This is a genomic window from Pseudoalteromonas sp. MTN2-4 (assembly GCF_042848605.1).
Lineage (GTDB): Bacteria > Pseudomonadota > Gammaproteobacteria > Enterobacterales > Alteromonadaceae > Pseudoalteromonas.
Genome location: NZ_BTGK01000008.1, coordinates 16,555 through 32,277, shown reverse-complemented (window position 1 = coordinate 32,277; position 15,723 = coordinate 16,555). Strand labels below are relative to the sequence as shown.

Here is a 15,723-nt window from a genome sequence, read left to right as displayed (position 1 = left end):
TTGTTTTTTTCTATAAACATCTAATTATTCTTGTTTTTTCCTTAAGTTCTATAAGCTTTATCGGCTCAAAGAAACAAATGATTATCTTATTTAGCTATTTTAAGAAATTTATTTAATCACTCAAGATGGTTTCAAATAGTAATAATGACTTACTGAAATTGGACGTTTGGAATTGAAAAATAAAAAAGCCACCGAGATGGTGGCTTAATGGAGATGGTAAAACTTGATTAACCACCCAATAGACTAATTGCCGCTTGAGGAAGCTGGTTTGCCTGCGATAAGATCGATGTACCTGCTTGCTGCATAATCTGATTACGTGTTAGCTGCGCTGTTTCTAACGCATAATCGGTATCTTGAATACGACTACGCGACGCTGATACATTTTCAGCAACATTCGCTAAGTTAGAAATCGTATGACCAAATCGATTTTGTACCGCACCTAAATCTGCACGCTGTTCATCAATTTGTGCCAACGCCGCATCAATGGATTTAATCGCATCTTGCGCACCATCTGATGTTGCACCTGAAATATCAATTGATTCAACACTCGTTAGTGCACTAGTACCACCTGTTGAAGCGATTGCTGCAGTACCTGTACCAAATAATTCGTCTGCAGTATTTCCAGAAATACCTATTTTATCGGCCGATGATAGATTAAGTTCTGCAGACATACTAAAAGCATTTGCAGCTGTAGAAATAGCTGTGCCGCCAATTGTAAAGCCACTAGTATCTGTGCCTGTTACATCAATACCATCGATATCTTCTGCCTCAAAACTAATACCGGTTGTTGCATCATATACCGCATTATAGCCATCCTGCTGCATATCTTTTGCAAGACGCTCCATATCTCCACCGTAAGTACTTAAGTCATAAGTATCAACTGCGGTACCGCCTTTCTTAATCTCAATCACACCCGTACTTGCTGATGTAATACCTGCAATCGTTGTATCAATCTTCGCTTCAGCAGTTACACCGTTACCAGCTGCATTAATAGAGTCTGCAATAGTTGCAGCCCCAGAGCCACCAGCAACAGTGATACTTGAACCGTTTATATTTAATGTATCAGCTGTTGTATTATGGTTGTTTGCTAAACTAACCGTTTGCACGTCACCTAAGCTAGAAACAGTTGACGTTGCTGGTCCTTTGATTTCATGTGCACCAATAGCATCAGCAGCCATGTTACCAAGACTTACATTAATCGTTTCATTCGCATTTGCACCCACTTGGAATTGCTTAGTACCAAATGTACCGTCAAGTAAGCTTGTTCCACCAAATTTGGTTGTTTCAGCGATACGAGTTAACTCTTGTTGTAGCGCGCTGACTTCTTTTTGCAGAGCCGCTCGGTCATCAGAGCTGTTAGAGCCGTTTGCAGCCTGTAAAGATAAATCACGCATACGCTGTAAGATATTTGCCGATTCTTGCATCGCACCTTCAGCTGTTTGCGCCATCGAAATACCATCGTTTGCATTTCGTTGTGCTACATTTAAACCGTTAATTTGTGATGTAAGTCTGTTGGCAATCTGTAGACCTGCAGCATCATCTTTAGCACTATTAATGCGTAAACCTGATGACAATCTCTGCATTGACGTCTCTAGTGCCATACTAGACTTCGATAAATTACGTTGGCCGTTTAAAGAGGCAACGTTCGTATTTACACTTAAAGCCATAATACCATCTCCTAAGTATTTCGTAGGTTGTGGTTCAGGACATCACATGGCTGAAACCACTGAATTTTTATTTACACGCTCTGTAAATAGCAAATACCGTTCCAATAGTAAAAAGCTCGACAAATAAATTTTAAACAACTGATTAAAAAGAGATTTTTAATTTTAAAATGCTAGAACACAAACCTATTTAAGGTAAAAGAAATTAGATGACAAAAAATTGCCGCATCGATTTGCCGCATATTTCGATGACTAGTCAAAAACCTTATTGCCTAATATACAGACTTTAAGACTGATACATAGTTGAACAAAATACACATGGATAAACTCCAAGTGAAAATCGACAGTATGGATGATGAGTTAGTATTAAAGAAAAATTAAAATGGAGTATTTAAAATGCGCTTCAATGAGCACTGAAGCGCAGAAGTTATTTCTGTTAAATATAATCTAACAAAGTCAGATTGGCTAAGCGGCCAAAAGTTGCATGTGATGCCTGTAAAGCCGTTTCATGTTTGGTCAAATCACTGATCGCTTCTGCGATATCAACCTCCACGAGATCCGACTTACTCGCTTTATTATTAATATCCAGCGCTTCATTTGAATCCGTAACCCTTTCAAGTGTATTAAGACGGCCACCTAACCTTGATTGAGTAAAAGAAATTTGTTCACTCGAGTTTTTCACTTGCACCAAAGCATCAGCCAAATATTGACGGTATTGATCATTGTCTAATGTCTCGTCTTCTAAGCCAATGATCAGCTGATCTATGGTATTTAAAATATTTTCTTTACCTGGCGATTCAAGCTCAAAATCAAATTGACCTGTTTGATTTGAGGGAATATCTATTTTTAATCCATTAAACTGTATCGTTTCTCCATCTAAATCACCTGTAACAGACGGTACTAATGACACACCATTGTGCATAATTTCATAGGTACTTGAAGCGATATTCGACACGGGTGGCGTGATCACGACGTTATATGTATTTGCTCCGACAGGCGCAGATGGACTGCGATCAAAGTTGGCTTTGTGAAAAAGGTCAAATTCATCCTGGTTTTCAACATATACCGTACCTGTTGCTGTACTGGAGGCTGCGCCGGTATAAGAAATAACATCGAGTCTTGCATCCACATTCTCAAATACTTCAAAGCCATTATCACTCGAACCAATAGTGACGTTTTCAGCAAGCGGCATTGAATGTGAGCCTTGATCGCCTTGATATTCATACTTTTCAGTATTTGGATTGTATAAATATGTTTGCGTACTATCTTGATAGCCTGAAAAAATATAGCGGCCATCTTCAGACTGTGCATTCATAAGGTTTAGCATAGACTTTTGTATTTCTTTCAGTTCTGACGCAATACTTTGCCTATCAATTTCGTTATGTGCACCATTACCAGCTTGGATCGTCAACATTTCGACTCTGAACAAAGTATCATTAATATTATTTAAAACACTTTCTTCGGTTGTCAGGCGCGCATTCAGTAAAACAGCATTTTTTTGGTGCTGCTCATTCATTTGAATACGATCTGTTAATAGTTGTGCCGTTGTAAAAGCTGAAGGATCTTCAGAAGCCCCTAAAAATTTCTTTTGCGTATTTACACGCTGCTGCGCATCCATCACCATCTGCTGTTTTTCAAGCACATTACCGATGTTTTGTTGGTAGATTAAATTATTTGATAATCTCATATTGTTTACCTCGCAGCATTAAGTAGGGTATCAAACACATTTTTTGCAGCTGAAATCACTTGAGCAGAAGCAGCATAAGATTGCTGGAATCTCAATAGATTAGACGCTTCTTCATCAAGGTTTACCCCAGAAAGAGACTCATACCAAGTTTCTGACTGTTGTGATAACGCTTCAAAAGCAACAAAATTAGTCCTTGCTTGATTGGTTTTTACACCCACATCTGTCACTAATTCAGTATATGCTGCATTGACCGTTTTGTGGTTTTCATCAAGCGCTGATGCCACGACATTCTCGCGGACTATACCTTTGTTTTTAATATCAAGTAGCGCCATACCATTTCTATTATCATCAAAACCACCAGTATTAAACTCAACAGAGAAGCTATCACCGGTTTGAGGCACGCCTTCAATATTAAAATCAAATCCATAAGTTGCGAACACAGGATCAACCAATGCAGCTTGGGCGAGGATATTTTCTCTAGGTGCTGGCGCTGTGAAAGTAACAGCTGTACCTGTACGCGTATCGGTTATTTCATATTCATCTGGGTTAGCCGTTTTGACTAATGAAATTGGACCATTGGCAAAACTCGGAGGTGGGCCTGCATTAAATCCAGCTGCTGAGGTATCTGTTACCAAGCCCTCACTGAGTGCTGCCGTACTTTGGTTACCTATAGCTCGTTCCATGCGGATTGGAGAAGCCAATGCTAAATCTTCAGAGCGACCCGTCGTCAAGGTTATGGTCGTTGCCGCTTCAGAATTAAACTTTATTTCGAATTGGTCTGCGTTAGCTGGAACGCCGGTTACATCTATTTGTAAACCAAATGCTTCACCCGAGGTGATGCTTGAAGAGTCAATTCGCCCTGCCACAACATTCGCAGTTGATGGCGTGCCCACTACCTGCCCGTAGTTGTCAATTGCTTCAATTTGCACAGTCGTTGCACTGGTAAACGTCACTCTAAAATCAGTGGCAGTTAAAGACATGCCCTGACCCGGTTCGAGTGTCGCCGATAGTGCTGCAGAGCCAGTATTTGCCTGATAGCCCATAGCATCAACACTCGGAATGGTAAATAAATCGCCACCTAAATTACCGTTCAAGTCCATACCCAACCTATTTTGTTGGTTCATTGCATCTGCCATCGCAACGGTCATTTGACCGAGTTGAGTTTGTGCTGGGATCAGAATTTCATCTCTAAAAGCAAATAACCCGCCAATTTTGCCTTTCAGAGTTCTCGAGTCTAACTCCATAGGTGCTGCATTGCCGTTTTTTACATCTAATTGAAGATTTTTATGCTGAAGATCTGGATCACCATTCGTCACGAATACGCTAAATGCACCATTTTCCATTACCAACGCTTCGCCGGTTCCTGCAAACACCAGCTTCTCACCATTTTTACCATCTAAAACTTGCACATCCATAAGTTCGGCTAGATCTTTAATGGCTTTATCTCGTTCATTAAAAATTGCATTGGCCGCAGACTGATCATCTATTGCACTGATAGAAGCGATTTCTTTATTTAAAGAAGATATTTTTTCTATGTACTTATTAGCATCTTCAGCAAAAATATCTAATTGTTCATTTACAATATTTTTTTGGTCTAAAACGATATCTGATAACCGAGATGCTTGATCTAAATAACTTTGTGCATCAGTGAAAAACAATGAACGTGTAACAGATGAAGAAGGTTGATTAATGCTTTCTTGCAGGTTGTTATACAACGAGTTAATACTATTAGCTAAACTGTTTGACTCTTCAGCAAATAGTAAATCTACGCGCTCAGCTTCATTTACAAACTGCTCATAAAAAGTGGTATTTGAAATGTCTCGATTTAATTGTCTCTGTGCAAACTCATTAAGTAGCCGAACTGTTTCACCACGCCCTACTTGCCCATTACTCAAGGTGACATGCTCAGTACGCTCTCTGACATAGCCTTCTGTATTTAAGTTTGCAATATTTTTACTTGTCGTCTGTAAAAGCTCTGTGCTTGATCGGATACCTGACGTACCAATATTCATTAAATTGAAAGACATCTTAGTTAACTCCTTGACGTACTAGCGACGTTAACATTTGTTTAAACTCTCCTCGCTGTAAGACATTTTTTATTTTTTCTGCGTAGTTCGGATCTGTTGCGTAGCCGGCTTGTTGAAGTTCGTCTAGGTACTGCTCAGGCTTATCTGTGTTATTCAATGCCTGGCTGTAACGTGGATTACTTTGAAGAAAATCGACATAATCATTAATGCTGTCTTTTATCGACTCATACGCCCTAAAACTGGCTTGCTTTTGAACTGGTAAACCTTTTTCAAATTCTATTGTCATTTTTTTGGCTTGTGCACCCTGCCAAGATCTATCTGCCTTAATGTTGAATAAATTAAAGCTACTGCCACCATCTTGTTTAGCGATAACATGTTTACCCCAGCCTGTTTCAAGCGCAGCTTGCGCAATCATTACTGCTGGGTTCAAACCAATTTTCTGTGCAGCTGTTTTTGCGTGTTCCCACATTTCACTAATAAATGACTCTGGAGAATCAAAGCGAGGATGTTCATCTACGTTTTCTACTTTAGCAACCTCTGGCGCTATTTCTGGCTGACGACGAATAAATTCAGGGAGCTGCTCAGATGTTGGCTTTTGCATAGATAACTGTGCATCATTACGAAGTACGGATGACGGTTTATAGCCATCAACATTAGGTGAAAGCTGTTTAACAATGAGTTCGGCTAAACCAAGGCTACCTTTTTTTGATAACTCTAGAGAAAGCTGTTGATCATGCATCTCTTGAAAGAACTTCACCCCACTGGAATTAAATGGGCTGTTTTTATCTTCCATTGCTTCATTGGCTTTACGCATACTTTTCATCAGCATTTGCGTAAAAATAGATTCAAACTGCTCTGCTGCTTTTTTTAGTGCTTCATTCGATGCTTGTTGATCGCCACCGCTTTTCAACGCATCTTGTCTAAGTGCATTTAGATCACCTAAATCAAAGAAGTTTTGTTTTTCTAACGGATTGGTATTCATACTCATCAATTACACTAAATTAGTCATACACTAACATAGCAATAATCGAGCCAAAAAAAAGCCCCGCAATTGCGAGGCTAACTATTTGATTATAAATAAAACACTAAATGACGACTAATTGACCATTAATAGCACCTGCCTCTTTTAACGCTTCAAGGATCGCCATTAAATCCCCCGGTGCAGCGCCTACTTCATTAATCGCTCTGACCAAATCATCTAAGCTCACCCCTGGATTAAATACAAAGGCTCTTGAGTCGTCTTGATTCACATCGACGATGCTTTGACGGGTAACAACCGTTTCGCCATTTGCTAAAGGTTGTGGCTGAGACACCATTTGGTCTTCAGAAATCGTCACTGTGAGGCCACCATGGGTAATAGCTGCTGGCTGTAGTTTGACATTCTTACCAATCACGATCGTGCCTGTACGCGAATTAACAATAATCTTGGCTGAGGTGTCTGCCGGTTTGAACTCTAAATTCTCAAGTGTCGATAAATAAGCAACACGCTGTGAAGGGTCTCGTGGTGCTATTACACGAACAGACGCAGCATCCATTGGTTTTGCACTATTAGGTCCGACCAAATCATTAATGGTGTCAGCCAAACGTTTTGCTGTTGTAAAGTCAGGACGGTTAAGGTTAAAAGTAATAAAATCACCTTGTGTAAAAGGGCTTGCAACCGCTCGTTCAACTGTCGCGCCGTTTGGAACTCGGCCAACTGTAGGAGTATTGATAACGACTCTACTTCCGTCTAACCCTTCTGCGCCTAAACCACCCACAATTAAACTGCCTTGCGCAATAGCATACACATTACCATCAACCCCTTTTAGGAATGTTTGCAGTAACGTGCCTCCTCTCAGGCTACCTGCGCTACCTATTGAAGATACTGTAATGTCAATATTCTGGCCTGGTTTTACAAAAGGTGGTAACTCTGCATGCACGGCAACTGCCGCCACATTTTTAATTTTTGGCTTTAAGTTAGCTGGTAATGTGATACCAAAACCACTCAACATGGCCTTAAAGCTTTGCTCTGTAAAACGAGATTGTTCACCTGTGCCAGGTAAACCCACTACTAGACCGTAACCCACTAACTGGTTAGAACGAACACCTTCGACCATGCTGACATCTTTGATCCGTTCTGCTTGTGCTGCTTGGTTCATAATTAAAAGCAAAGCCGCAGTCATTATTTTGAACATTTTCATCATGGTTCCTTAAAATGGCATCAGAGTGCTTAAGAAAAATTTAGCTAACCAACCCGCACTTTGCGCTTCTTGGCCATCACCTTTACCTGAATATTGAATACGCGCATTAGCAATACGGTTCGACTCTACTGTATTGTCTGACTTAACATCCGCAGCACGAATAATCCCCTCTATTCGCATAAACTCTTCACCCGTGTTAAGTGTTAACCACTTTTCACCACGAACGACTAAGTTACCATTCGGTAGTACTCGCATCACATTCACCGAAATATTACCAAATAGACTATTTGATTGGTTTGCTTGGCTGTCGCCAGAAAAAGAGTTATTTGAGTTAATACCAAACTGCAAGCTTTGACTACCAATATTGATATTGTCACCACCAAGCCCTATAACAGGGTCAAGCGATGCGGAGGTCGCTTTACCTGTTGTGGTATTTGCCGCTTTTGTCGCAGACGTTGTCTCGCGAAGTACCACTGTCAAAATATCGCCAACACGGAGTGCCTTTTTATCTCCATATAAATCATTTGATAAGTTTGGATTAAAAAGGGAACCTGTTGCGACAATTTGCTCAGCTTGTTGCTCTGGATAAATAGGCGCATAGTAAGGATCGTCTTTAACGACGTTTTTATTTTGTGTAGACACACACCCTGTTAAAAACAATGAGCCTAAAATGATAAAACTTACAATACGCATAGTAGCCTCCAGAACTATAATTGCTGGTTAATGTAACTCAGCATCTCATCAACTTTCGAGATAACTTTTGAGTTCATTTCATAAACACGTTGAGTTTCAATAAGGTTCACTAACTCTTCGGTCACGTTAACGTTTGAGGTTTCAAGCGCACCTTGCACAATAGAGCCTAAACCATCAACACTTGGATTGCCCTGAACAGGCGCACCACTGACTGCGGTTTCTGTATAAAGGTTTTGACCTATCGGCTCTAAACCAGATGGATTGATAAAGTCACTGATCACTAGCTGCCCAATAACTACATTTTCTGCTTGTCCTGCTATCGTTACTGACACTTCACCGTCTTGTGAGATGCTAATTGACTTAGCATCGTCTGGCACATTCATTTCTGGCTGAACAGGAAAACCTGCGCCTGAAGTCACAACACGACCATTCTCGTCTGTAGTGAATTGGCCATTTCTAGAATAAGCAACCGTACCGTCTGGCATTTGAATCTCAAAGAAGCCCGGGCCCTGGATCATCCAATCTAATGAGTTCTCGGTGCTTTGCATATTACCTTGCGAGAAGTTCTTTTGGTTCGCAACAACTTTTGAACCAGCACCTAACATTAAACCTGACGGTAGTTCTGTATCTTGCGAAGAGCGACCACCTGGCTGATTGATATTTTGATAAAGCAGATCTTCGAAAATCGCGCGGCTTTTTTTGTAGCCAACGGTACTGGCGTTGGCGAGGTTATTCGAGATAACCGAAATATCAGTTTGCTGGGCATCTAAGCCTGTTTTACTGATCCATAATGCTGGGTTCATAACTTATACCTCACTCATTAAACAATACGCAGAAGCTGAACGTGTTTCTCATCCATTTCTTCTGCCGATTTCATTAATTTCATTTGCATTTCGAATTGACGTTGATGGTTGATCATATCGGTCATTTCATGCACTGGGTTGACATTAGACATCTCTAACATGCCGCTCATTACTCGCGCTGTTGGAGATATGTCACAAAAACCACAAAAGCCATCTTCTAAAGCATCTTCTCTTGGACGAAATAGGCCATCATTGCCCTTTTGCAATTTACTGTTATCAGCTTCAATGATTTTCAGCCTATCAACTACTTCTAAAAAGTTAGCCGGTGCTCCTTGAGGACGAACTTGAATTGAACCATCGTCACTAAATACAACCTTATCAACAGGCACAGGTAAAATAATTGGACCACCTTCGCCAATAACTTGACGGCCGTGACTCGTTCTTAACGCCCCATCAGTGGAGATGTTTAAGGTACCGACTTTTGTGTACGCTTCTTCTCCTGAAGCATCCAACACACTGATCCAAGACTTTTGGTCTACTGCTATGTCTAAATCTCGACCTGTTTCAACGACTGCCCCCATGGTCATATTGGTACCTGGCCGCTCTTGCATCGCAAACACTCGTGTTGGTAAACCTTCACCAAACGCTTGCATTGAACGCGCTTGAGCAAAGTCAGCTTTAAAGCCGGTGGTATTGGCATTGGCTAGGTTATTCGCTTTTAATGCCACACCAAGCAAATTTTGTTTGGCGCCCGACATTGCGATATACAGCATTTTATCCATTACATTGGCCTAAAAATTAATCTTAAACCTAATAAAGCAATAAAAGTGCCAATCTAATTTTGACGTTCAAAAAAGAAAAGAAAGGCCGCTGATGCGGCCTTGATGAAAGAGGGTTTAAGTGATTATCGGATCTGTAGAATGTTCTGTTGTAGAGTCGAGTTAACTTCTAAGGCACGAGAGTTAGCCTGGAAGTTTCTTTGTGCGCTGATCAAGTCCACCAGCTCATTCGTTAAGTTTACATTCGACTGTTCTAGTGCAGATGAATTGATAGTACCCAATGTACCTGAACCTGGTTCACCCGCAATCGGCTCACCTGAAGTTAAGCTCTTCTTCCAAGATGTGCCGCCTACTTGCGCTAAACCTTGTGAGTTAGAAAAACGAACCATAGCAACCTGGCCTAAGAAAGAAGTATCACCATTAGAGTAAGATGCAACTACTTTTCCGTCAGCACCAATATCAATACCTGCTAATCGACCGACTGTTGCACCATCTTGCTCAAGCGCCTTTACTTCAAAACGACTTGCATACTGAGTAGGTACTTTATTTGCAGTATTCGCTTCATCACTCCAGTTCACCGTAATATTATTAGGGAACTGGGCGCCATTGGTTAATAATGACGATAAACCTGTACCAGGTGTACCTGCTGTAGAAGCAATATCAAAATCAGGGAATGTATTTGCTGGGGCTGTTACATCAGGTAAACCTGATGCTGTAAATTGCAGCGTATCAAGCGGTGTTGGTGTTGTAGGTGTTGTTCCCGACGCATCAAATTGTACATCATCCATAGTACCGTAAACTTCCCATTGGTTAGCTGTACCCGTTTTCACGAAGAATAGCTGTATAACGTGCGGCTCACCCAATGAGTCATAAATAGTCGTTGATGTAGATGAGTTATAACTGGTGCTATCACCTTGATCAAAAGGGGTTGTTGTTGGCTGCGACGCTCTCGAATCTAAGTTCATAGAACTATATATATTCGAAGTATGACGAGGAGAACCCGAAGCGTCAGGAATTTGAATCGGAGAAGCAGTACTTAGGCTCAATGAAGTTGTATTACCAGTGCCAGGGTCTACAGGGAAGCCTTGTAAAAAATTACCACTCGCATCAGTTACAAAGTTATCTTGGTTTAACTTAAATGCACCAGCACGTGTATAAGTGTAATCTTGTGATGCTAGGTCTTCACTCATTGCAAAATAACCCTCACCTGTGATTGCTAAATCCAGAGAGTTTTGCGTGAATTTAAGCGAACCTTGGTGAAACTGCTGTGCAACCATAGTCGTTTGCGCACCGTCACCATTCTTTGTTTTACCGGAACTAAATACTGAAGATGCGTACACATCAGCAAATTCTGCACGCGACTCTTTAAAGCCTGTCGTGTTTACGTTAGCAATATTATTTGCTGTAACATCTAAGTCTTTTTGTGCCGCAGCTAATCCTGTTAATGCAATATTGAAACTCATGTTTTCACCTCTTTCACTTAAATTTATTTAAGTACTTAAAATCTATGCTATCTCTGCGACGTCTGATAATTTCACTGCGCCAGAGCTCGTATTAACTATGATGCCGTTAACACCGTTTACGTTAACACTGTCAATATTTTTAAATGTGGCCATGGGTAAACTGGCATATTCACCATTCAAACTACCCTCAGCCTTAATTTTGTAATTACCTGGTGGCATGGTTTCTCCATCACCGTTTTTACCATCCCACTCAAATCGTATCGCACCTGCTTTTTGTGCCCCCATGTCCATCTGACGAACTAGTTGACCTTTATCATCAAATATACTGACTGTTAATCTCTCTACAGGACTTTGGGCAATAATCGAGCCTTTCGCTAATTGGTCATCACCAAAGTCTATTGAATCCGATTCTAATAGCGCTTTTTTGCCGACTAGTGTAGATGCCTGTAATGCCGAATTAGAGGTCATTGAGGCTGACAACAAGTCAAATTTTTCATTTAAACCGGAAATACCTTCGGCCATTGTAAAATTCGTCATCTGCGAAATCATTTGGTCATTGTCAGCAGGTTTACTCGGATCTTGATAAGACAATTGTTGAGTAAGCAGCGAAAAGAAATCTTCTTGCGTCAATGCGTCGTTTTTCTTATCGCTCTGCGTTGTTTTATTTTGCTCAGACCAACGTAACGAATCCATATATGAAGATGCGGCATTAATATCGTTACTCATCGGCTATACTCCCACTAGCGCTGACCAAGTAATAAAGTTTTGCTGAGCATTTGCTTGGCTGCATCAGCAACTTGGACATTGGTTTGGTACGAACGTGAAGCAGAGATCATGTTTGCCATTTCTTCTACTACATTCACATTTGGTTTATAGATGTACCCGTCTTTGTCAGCACTAGGGTGATTAGGGTTGTACTCAACCTGCAATGGTTTATCACTCTCTACTATGCCTAGCACTTTCACTCCAACCGACGCATTTAGCTGGCTTGGATCATGTGCCTCAGACGCTTTGGTCAGTTCAGCTGCAAATACAGGGTGTCGCGCTCGATAAACTTTATCTTGGCTAGAACTGATACTATTGGCATTTGAAATATTACTCGCAGTGGTATTCAATCGAATATTTTGAGCACTCATTCCAGAGCCTGCTATATCGAAAACATTATATAAGCTCATGGTTATGCTCCTTGACTACCTAGGGCTTTCTTCAGCCCTTTAAACTTGCCAGTTAAAAATTGCAAACTTGCCTGATACTCTAATGCATTTTGTACATACAAGTTTCGTTCCACTTGTATGTCGACTGAGTTACCATCACCTGTATCTGCTTGATTTGGATTGCGAAATAACTCAACACTGCTATTTAATTGACTGCCACCATGTAGATGTTTACTGTCTGTTCTTTGCATCATGTTGCCACGTTGCTGAGAAGACTTTGCCGCTTTGAATGCCTGTGCAAAATCTATATCTTTTGCTTTGTATCCTGGTGTGTCTGCGTTCGCAATATTACTTGCTAACATCTCTGCACGTTGTGAACGTATCAACATCGTATGTTGGTGAACGCCTAGTGCTTTATCAAAACTAATTGCCATGACACGACTCCAAAAAATTGACTCTACCAAGTAAAAGCAATAAACGGGCCAAAATAAAATATATAAATTTCAATGAGATAAGAAAAAGGATACAGCTAGAAAGATTTGAGGTGACACTCTTAAGATATAAAAAAAGCGGCAAGTAGGTTGCCGCTTAGTATTTATTATGTTTTTTTACGGTAAATAATCCCCGGATTACAACGTATCATTTCAAACTCATCACTGAGCCCAGCCATAGATTCAGATGCCCCTAAAAACAAGTAACCTCTAGGATTTAAAGCTTGTGCAAACTGAGAAATAATCTTAGCTTTCACTTCTGGCGAGAAGTAAATCAGTACATTTCTGCAAAAGATAACGTCAAACTTCCCCATTAAAGAATATGAATCTAGCAAATTAAGGTGCCTAAAATTAACCATTCTTTTTATTGGGTCAACAACTCGTGCCATGCCGTTGCCACTGTCTTGAAAAAATTTTTGACGACGCTCAACGGATAACCCTCGTGCTAAGGCCAATGAGTCGTACTCTGCATTTTTACACATATCAAGCATGGTATTTGAAATGTCAGTACCAACAATTTGTACACCCATTTTCAGTGCGCCTGGGTTTTGAGACTGATACTCCTGTGTCGCCATCGCAATAGAGTATGGCTCCTGGCCTGAAGAGCTTGCCGCTGACCAGATTTTTACCCCCCTTCGAGTGTCTTTCAATTCTGGGTATATTTTACTTTTCAACAACTCAAAAGGATAAGTATCTCTAAACCAGAGAGTTTCGTTTGTGGTCATGGCATCAACAACAGCAGCTCTTAGCTGACGTTCATGAGGGCTCAGTGTCTTAGCGACAAGCGCTGAAAGAGAGTCCACACCAAAGCGAGCCATCAAAGGAGCTAAACGGCTTTTTACCAAATAAAGTTTGTTATCTCCGAGAACAATCCCGCATTGCTGCTCTAAGAAGGTTCTGAACTGGTCATATTCGCCTTGTTGAAGGTTTTTATTTTCCAAGATACTACCGCCGTTATCTAGTCACAATGAACCCATTTTTTAACCGCTGTTGCTAATTCATCAGGGTTAAACTTTGCAATAAAATCATCAGCACCAACTTTTTCAATCATAGCCTGATTAAACACCCCACTTAATGAAGTGTGTAAAATTACATGCAAAGGGGCTAATTTCGGGTCTGCTTTAATTTCCGCTGTTAGCGTGTAACCATCCATCTCAGGCATTTCTACGTCTGAAATAAGTAAACCTACACGCTCAGTGATGTCATTTTGACAATCAACTTCTGCTATCTCTTTTAGCCTAATTAAGGCTTCTTTGCCATTTTTTGCTAATTCTGTTTGAACACCTAACGGCTCTAGCGCACGCTTAACCTGATTTCTTGCAACTGCAGAGTCATCAGCAATAAATACAATTCGCTCGCCTAGGTCTTTTTGCATCTCGCCATCAGACACTATTTCTTCGCTGACTTCGGTATTAACGGGACATATCTCGTTAAGAATTTTTTCTACGTCTAGTATTTCAACTAATTCATTTTCAATTTCTGTCACTGCCGTTAAATAAGAGTACCTGCCCGCACCATCTGGTGGCGGCATAATTTTCTCCCAGTTCATATTAACGATTCTTTCAACCGCACCAACCAAAAAGCCCTGAACAGAACGATTATATTCAGCAATAATGATAAAGCAGTCTTTAATGTTTTCGATGGGTGGACCACCTACTGCTAAAGACATATCAATAACAGAAATAGTTTGACCACGAATATGGGCTACACCGCGAATGTAAGAATTTGATTTCGGCATACTGGTGAGGGGTGGGCATTGAAGCACTTCTCTAACTTTAAATACATTGATGCCAAATCTTTGACGACCTCTCAGTCGAAAAAGTAGCAACTCTAGGCGGTTTTGCCCAACCAACTGTGTACGTTGGTTTACAGAGTCTAAAACACCTGCCATTTCAATCTCCTACATATCGGTCATCTTGGTAATATCATACGCTTTTCAGGATACTAATCATAGAAGCACCTTGAAGGAATATGGTATTTCACGCAAAATCTTTATACCTTGTTTCTCCTGATAAGCATAGTCGAAACATCATGAGTTTGTTAAAAAAAACCAAATCATATGAGATTTTTTGTGCAATGGCTTGTTTTCTAGCCAGCTATATATGCCAAGCACAAATTTATACGAACACCAATTTAGAAAAGGGAGCTGAAAGGTTCATTGCTCAACAAATTGAGCTAAACCCTGATATTAAAACAACAATCAAAGCATTACCGCTAGATGCTCGATTATCAGAGCGCGTGTGTGAGAGTCCTTTATACCACTCGACTAACGCCAGTCCGCCTTTTAACCGGCAAGTTACCGTGCAAGTGAAGTGCGAAGATATATCAGGCTGGACTCAATTTGTGCATGTCAGAATTGAAGAGCTTCACCCTGTCATAGTGACAACTCAAGCAATTAATAAAGGAGAATTAATTACCAAAGAATCTATCAGTATTGAGTACAAACCTAAGCATTTTGTTAGGGCTAGTAATTTAGACACTGAGCAGTATCTGGTTGGTAGTAGAAGTAAACGAGTAATTAGAGCGGGTACAGCCATTGGACTCCATCATATCTGTATGGTTTGCAAAGGCGATAGCGTAACAATTTATGCTAAAACTCGCACTTTAACGATAAAAACAACGGGCGTGGCACTTCAAGATGGAAATGTTGGTGAACAAATAAGAGTTAAAAATCAAAAGTCTGGAAAAACTATCTCCGCAAGAGTAAAAGATGTAGAATCTGTCGAGGTTAATATTTAACTTTTTTACTAAAGTTATAAGCAAACAGGTCGATAGATAGGCA

15 protein-coding genes are annotated in these 15,723 nt (G+C 40.5%); 1 reads left to right on the top strand and 14 read right to left on the bottom strand.

Features of this window, described 5'->3' with window-relative positions; all coding sequences use genetic code 11:
- Nucleotides 1-227: 227 nt before the first annotated feature.
- The 14 genes from ACGHEH_RS16620 to ACGHEH_RS16555 all read right to left on the bottom strand — a co-directional run bounded on the left by ACGHEH_RS16620 (nt 228) and on the right by ACGHEH_RS16555 (nt 14,832).
- Nucleotides 228-1,667, bottom strand: coding sequence for a flagellin (locus tag ACGHEH_RS16620; RefSeq protein ID WP_390447499.1), 1,440 nt, complete (start codon nt 1,665-1,667; stop codon nt 228-230).
- A 433-nt stretch (nt 1,668-2,100) separates the two neighbouring features.
- On the bottom strand, nt 2,101-3,351 hold the full coding sequence (gene flgL, locus ACGHEH_RS16615) for a flagellar hook-associated protein FlgL (protein WP_390447496.1): 1,251 nt from the start codon (nt 3,349-3,351) through the stop codon (nt 2,101-2,103).
- 5 nt (nt 3,352-3,356) lie between these two features.
- A complete protein-coding gene (locus ACGHEH_RS16610) occupies nt 3,357-5,378 on the bottom strand; it encodes a flagellar basal body rod C-terminal domain-containing protein (protein WP_390447493.1) in 2,022 nt (673 codons plus the stop codon).
- A 1-nt stretch (nt 5,379) separates the two neighbouring features.
- A complete protein-coding gene (gene flgJ, locus ACGHEH_RS16605; RefSeq protein WP_390447839.1) occupies nt 5,380-6,360 on the bottom strand; it encodes a flagellar assembly peptidoglycan hydrolase FlgJ in 981 nt (326 codons plus the stop codon).
- Between the two features lie 103 nt (nt 6,361-6,463).
- Nucleotides 6,464-7,558 carry a flagellar basal body P-ring protein FlgI gene (locus tag ACGHEH_RS16600; protein WP_390447836.1) on the bottom strand — a complete coding sequence of 365 codons (1,095 nt, stop codon included), beginning with the start codon at nt 7,556-7,558 and terminating at the stop codon, nt 6,464-6,466.
- Between the two features lie 9 nt (nt 7,559-7,567).
- Nucleotides 7,568-8,251 carry a flagellar basal body L-ring protein FlgH gene (gene flgH, locus ACGHEH_RS16595; RefSeq protein ID WP_390447490.1) on the bottom strand — a complete coding sequence of 228 codons (684 nt, stop codon included), beginning with the start codon at nt 8,249-8,251 and terminating at the stop codon, nt 7,568-7,570.
- A 14-nt stretch (nt 8,252-8,265) separates the two neighbouring features.
- Nucleotides 8,266-9,054: a flagellar basal-body rod protein FlgG gene (gene flgG, locus ACGHEH_RS16590; protein ID WP_138483442.1), complete on the bottom strand. Its 789-nt coding sequence runs from the start codon at nt 9,052-9,054 to the stop codon at nt 8,266-8,268.
- Nucleotides 9,055-9,071: 17 nt separating this feature from the next.
- Nucleotides 9,072-9,836, bottom strand: coding sequence for a flagellar basal body rod protein FlgF (locus tag ACGHEH_RS16585; RefSeq protein WP_390447487.1), 765 nt, complete (start codon nt 9,834-9,836; stop codon nt 9,072-9,074).
- Nucleotides 9,837-9,958: 122 nt separating this feature from the next.
- Nucleotides 9,959-11,296: a flagellar hook protein FlgE gene (flgE, locus tag ACGHEH_RS16580; RefSeq protein ID WP_390447484.1), complete on the bottom strand. Its 1,338-nt coding sequence runs from the start codon at nt 11,294-11,296 to the stop codon at nt 9,959-9,961.
- A 42-nt stretch (nt 11,297-11,338) separates the two neighbouring features.
- A complete protein-coding gene (locus tag ACGHEH_RS16575) occupies nt 11,339-12,022 on the bottom strand; it encodes a flagellar hook assembly protein FlgD (protein WP_390447482.1) in 684 nt (227 codons plus the stop codon).
- A 14-nt stretch (nt 12,023-12,036) separates the two neighbouring features.
- Nucleotides 12,037-12,471, bottom strand: a complete 435-nt coding sequence (gene flgC, locus ACGHEH_RS16570; RefSeq protein ID WP_058029153.1) for a flagellar basal body rod protein FlgC — start codon at nt 12,469-12,471, stop codon at nt 12,037-12,039.
- A gap of 2 nt (nt 12,472-12,473) precedes the next feature.
- A complete protein-coding gene (gene flgB / locus ACGHEH_RS16565; protein ID WP_138483450.1) occupies nt 12,474-12,884 on the bottom strand; it encodes a flagellar basal body rod protein FlgB in 411 nt (136 codons plus the stop codon).
- Between the two features lie 164 nt (nt 12,885-13,048).
- Nucleotides 13,049-13,882 (bottom strand): CheR family methyltransferase, encoded by an 834-nt coding sequence (locus ACGHEH_RS16560; protein ID WP_390447479.1) that lies wholly within the window; start codon nt 13,880-13,882, stop codon nt 13,049-13,051.
- A 17-nt stretch (nt 13,883-13,899) separates the two neighbouring features.
- The gene (locus tag ACGHEH_RS16555) at nt 13,900-14,832 is read right to left on the bottom strand and encodes a chemotaxis protein CheV (RefSeq protein WP_138483454.1); all 933 of its coding nucleotides are present in this window, start codon (nt 14,830-14,832) and stop codon (nt 13,900-13,902) included.
- Nucleotides 14,833-14,972: 140 nt separating this feature from the next.
- On the opposite strand from ACGHEH_RS16555, the gene flgA reads away from it, so the two are divergent.
- Entirely contained in the window at nt 14,973-15,680 is a 708-nt protein-coding gene (gene flgA / locus ACGHEH_RS16550; RefSeq protein WP_390447475.1) for a flagellar basal body P-ring formation chaperone FlgA, read from the top strand.
- The last annotated feature ends 43 nt before the right edge of the window (nt 15,681-15,723 follow it).